We start from the raw sequence: 3,684 nt of genomic DNA on the forward strand, positions 1-3,684 counted from the left end.
CGCCGCCGTCGCCGCGGGCGACCCCGAGGCGGCGCACGCCGCCGCCGAGGCCCACATCGTCGCGGGCTTCGACCGCTACAGCAACACCCTCGAGCAGGACCGGGAGGCCGCGGGCTGAGCGCGCCGCCTCCCGACGATGAAGACAGCGAGACACCGATGAGCAATCCCCTTTTCGACGCCCTCTTCGCCGCCCACCGGGGCCGCGAGACCGTGTTCCTCCACCTGCCCGACGGCGGGACGATGACCCATGCCGCCTTCCTCGGAGAGGCCGCGCGGAACGCCAACGCCCTGACGGCGCTGGGCGTCGGGCCGGGGGACCGGGTGGCCGTCCACGTCACGAAGTCGCCCGAGGCGCTGGCCCTCTACGCGGGCTGCATCATGGCGGGCGCGGTGTTCCTGCCGCTCAATACCGCCTATACGCCGGCGGAGCTGGAATATTTCGTCGGCGACAGCGGCGCGGCGCTCTTCGTCTGCGATCCGGGCGAGGCCGATGCGCTGACCCCCATCGCCGCGGCCGCGTCCTGCGCGCTGCGCACCCTCGGCGCGGACGGGGAGGGGAGCCTTTCGGATGTCGTCCGCGGGCAACCGGCGGAGTTCGCGGTCGTCGACCGGGACGAGGACGATCTCGCCGCGCTCCTCTACACCTCGGGGACGACGGGGCGCTCGAAGGGCGCGATGCTGACCCACCGCAACCTCGTCTCGAACGCCCGGGCGCTGGTCGAGACCTGGCGCTTCACCTCGGACGACGTGCTGCTCCACGCGCTGCCGATCTTCCACAGCCACGGCCTCTTCGTCGCGACGAACGTGAGCCTGATGGCGGGCGGCTCGATGATCTTCCTGCCGAAGTTCGACGTCGAGACGGTGCTGGCGAAGCTGCCGATGGCGACCGCGATGATGGGGGTTCCCACCTTCTACACGCGGCTACTGGACGAGCCGCGCTTCGACCGCGACCTCGTCGCGCACATGCGCGTCTTCATCTCGGGCTCCGCGCCGCTCCTGGCCGAGACGCATGTGCGCTTCGAGGAGCGCACCGGCCACCGCATCCTCGAGCGCTACGGCATGACCGAGACGAGCATGAACACCTCGAACCCCTATGACGGCGAGCGCCGCGCGGGCACGGTGGGCTTCCCGCTGCCCGGCGTCGAGGTGAAGGTCTGCGACCCCGAGACGGGGCGGGAGCTGCCGCAGGGCGAGATCGGCGTCCTCGAGGTGCGCGGCCCCAACGTCTTCAAGGGCTACTGGCGGATGCCCGAGAAGACGAAGGAGGAGCTGCGCGCCGACGGGTTCTTCATCACCGGCGACCTCGCGCGGATCGACGGCGACGGCTACGTGACCATCGTGGGCCGGGGCAAGGACCTCATCATCTCGGGCGGCTACAACATCTATCCCAAGGAGGTCGAGCTCTTCCTCGACGCCCAGCCCGGCGTGCGCGAGAGCGCGGTGGTGGGCGCGCCGCATCCCGACTTCGGCGAAAGCGTCGTGGCCGTCCTCGTGCCCGAGGCGGGCGCGACGCTGGATCTCGCGGCGATCGAGGCCGCCGCGCGGCGCGATCTCGCGGGCTTCAAGCGCCCGCGCCATGTGGCGGTGCTGGACGCGCTCCCGCGCAACACGATGGGCAAGGTGGAGAAGAACCAGCTCCGCGACCGCTACGCGGCGGTGTTCCAGGCGGCGGCGGGCTAGGGCGCGACGCGGCGGCGCCGTCCGCGCGGGGCGACGCGGCCCCGCGCCCGATCCTGTCTCCCGCTACATCTGACACGTTTCGCGCGCCAGGGTGCCACATGATGTGCGAATCCCGTTGACAGGCGTTCGCGCTTGAGGTCGATGGGCCCGGGGGAAGTTGTAATGAGTGATCTGGTAGACCATCGGGCGCCCGCGGGCGCGCCCAGCAGGATGCGGAATGTCGCGGGCCTTGTCCGCCGCGCCATGAGGGCCGTCCTCTCCGCCGCCACGCTGGCCGCGCCGCTCCTGTTCGGGGGAGGAGCGGTCTCCGCCGACCCGCTTCCCTCCGGCAGCTACAGCTTCACCATCACCTCCGGCCCCTCCACCACGCCCGGCGCTGGCCCCTGCTCGAGCGCGGCCGCCGATCCCGACTGCGCGCACGTCCTGACGAGCCTGACGGTCGGTGCGACGGTCTACACGACCTTCACGCCGCCGAGCGCCTTCTCGGCGACCGGTTTCCCGCCCGGCGTGAACATCCAGTCGCGGCGGAACGAGATCGTGGGCGAGTTCGTCATCGGCGATCCCGGCTACGACGCCAACATGCTGGCGAACGTCTTCAACGACACCGACCTCAACCGGTATCAGCAGGTGGACGCCTCCGCCTCGGCAGGCGTCTTCTCGTTCGGCTACCCGGTGCCGCTTCCGACCTCGGCGGACCTGTTCTTCCTCCTCACCGAGCGCAACGGCAACAATACCCAGTTCGTCGAGGCCTTCGACACGGCGGGTGTCTCCATGGGCGTCGTCTCGGTCGATGCGGGAACGGCGGACTACTCGGACACCAACGTTCGGGTCCACCCCACTCAGGACGCCTTCATCGCGGTCATCCCGCTCTCCGAGTTCGCCGATCCGGGCGACCCCACGCGCCGTATCGCGCGCTTCGAGGTCAGCAACGCCGTGGGTGCCTTCGACGGGGGCGACCACAAGGCCTTCGTCTTCGGCAATCCCGTGCCGCCCGACGCGGTCAACGACGCGAGCCTCGGGAATGCCGCCGGGAGCACGGTGTCGCTCGACGTGCTGGCGAACGACCGGCTCGACACCGGGGCGGCTCCGCTGCCTGGGCAGGTGACGGTGGACCTCGACCCGGGCACGGCGGGCGTGCAGACGAGCCTCGCCGTGGCGGGCGAGGGGACCTTCACCTACGCTCCCGCGACGGGCTTCGTGAGCTTCGTGCCCGCGCCGGGCTTCACCGCCAATCCGACCCCGATCCCCTACGTGCTGACGCAGACGTCCTCGGGCCTTTCGGACACGGCGACGATCACGATCACCTACGTCGCCCCCGCGCTGACGCTGGTGAAGGCGATCACCTCGGTCGCGGACACCAACGGCAGCGGGCTCCTCGGCGACGCGGGCGACACGGTGACCTACGCCTTCACGGTCGAGAACACCGGCGCGACCTCGCTCGCCGGGATCACCGTCACCGACGCGCGGCTCGGGCTTGCGGGCGCGGCGGTGACACCGGCGGACCTCGCCCCCGGCGGCACCGCGACGCTTGCGGGGCAGACCTACGTGATCACCGCGGGCGACGTGACCGCGGGCCGGATCGAGAACACGGCGACCGCGACGGGACGCCCGGTCGCGACGGTGGGCGGCGTTCCCGCGCCGGGCACGCCGCTGCTCGACGGGGCGGGCAACCCGCTGCCGGACGTGAGCGACGTCTCCGACACCGGGACCGAGCCCGCCATCAACGGCGGCACGCCGGTCGTCATCGCCGACCCCGCCGCCACCGACAGCGACGGCGTGGCGGGCAACGACGGCAACGAGCCGACGGTCCTTCTCCTGCCCGGGGCGCTCGACGCCGTGGACGACGCGAGCCTCGGGAATGCCGCCGGGAGCACGGTGTCGCTCGACATCCTGGCGAACGACCGGCTCGACACCGGCCTCACGCCGCTGCCCGGGCAGGTGACGGTGGACCTCGACCCGGGCACGGCGGGGGTGCAGACGAGCCTCGCCGTGGCGGGCGAGGGG

Annotated in this window: 2 protein-coding genes; both read left to right on the forward strand. The window is 71.8% G+C overall.

Features of this window, described 5'->3' with window-relative positions:
* The first annotated feature begins 156 nt into the window (after positions 1-156).
* Positions 157-1,680: a malonate--CoA ligase gene (locus ACTS11_RS09945; protein WP_442640162.1), complete on the forward strand. Its 1,524-nt coding sequence runs from the start codon at positions 157-159 to the stop codon at positions 1,678-1,680.
* Positions 1,681-1,923: 243 nt separating this feature from the next.
* A partial coding sequence (locus ACTS11_RS09950) for a DUF7507 domain-containing protein (protein WP_442640163.1) occupies positions 1,924-3,684 on the forward strand: 1,761 nt, incomplete at its 3' end.

It is taken from the genome of Roseicyclus sp. (genome assembly GCF_052168335.1).
GTDB lineage: Bacteria > Pseudomonadota > Alphaproteobacteria > Rhodobacterales > Rhodobacteraceae > Roseibacterium.